Source organism: Pseudoalteromonas sp. bablab_jr011 (genome assembly GCF_016464045.1).
Classification (GTDB): Bacteria; Pseudomonadota; Gammaproteobacteria; order Enterobacterales; family Alteromonadaceae; genus Pseudoalteromonas; species Pseudoalteromonas lipolytica.
Map to the genome: position 1 here is coordinate 1 of NZ_JACDWU010000090.1, position 788 is coordinate 788.

At 40.2% G+C, this 788-nt stretch carries 1 tRNA gene; it reads right to left on the reverse strand.

Going from position 1 to position 788, the window contains the following annotated elements:
• Nucleotides 1–476 precede the first annotated feature (476 nt).
• Nucleotides 477–552 (reverse strand) — tRNA-Glu (locus tag JIG41_RS02955).
• Nucleotides 553–788: the final 236 nt, after the last annotated feature.

The following is a 788-nucleotide window of genomic DNA, read 5'->3' on the forward strand; positions in this document are numbered from 1 at the left end:
ATAAAACCGCGTTGATAACAAGGCAAAAATTTAGTTATTTAGTTGTTCTCGGCAATTGCTCCTGCATTGCTCTACCTCCTGCATCCATGCAGTCGTAAATCAGAAATTTTTAACGCAGGTAGCGACTGGTTTAATCACTCAAAATGATTAAGTATTTTTGCGGATTGGTATAAGTATTTTTGCGGATTGGTATAAGGTCTCCACTCATACTCGTTAACGTCACACCTTTTAAAAACAATGCCTCAAATTAGACATAAATGATGTGTCGCAGGAAGCATTAGAAATAGATTAAAACGGTCTGTCGCAGTGAGAAGTAAAGATCTGTACTGTGATTTTTAAAAATATCAGAGAAAAGTCGAAATTAAATAGCGTAGATAATTGATTTTTATAAGATAAGTATGGGATGTATAAATAGGAGTTTTTGAATTGAATCTTACAGTATTCACTGTGCAATAAATGTAAATTACGCAAGTAAGTGGCGTCCCCAAGGGGATTCGAACCCCTGTTACCGCCGTGAAAGGGCGGTGTCCTAGGCCTCTAGACGATGGGGACGCAGAAATTGGTTTGCAAATCACTGATTTGCTATTTCTGCGTAAGATGAGACCGAGCCTGTTAGGCGAATGGCCTTAGCTTAAACAGAAAGTTTCTGTGTCACTAGGACAACTGAATAGTTAAACTCGATTCAGGCGAGCTGTTTAATAACACAACACCCTCTTTAACACGGTTAAAGTAAGTGGCGTCCCCAAGGGGATTCGAACCCCTGTTACCGCCGTGAAAGGGCGGTGTCC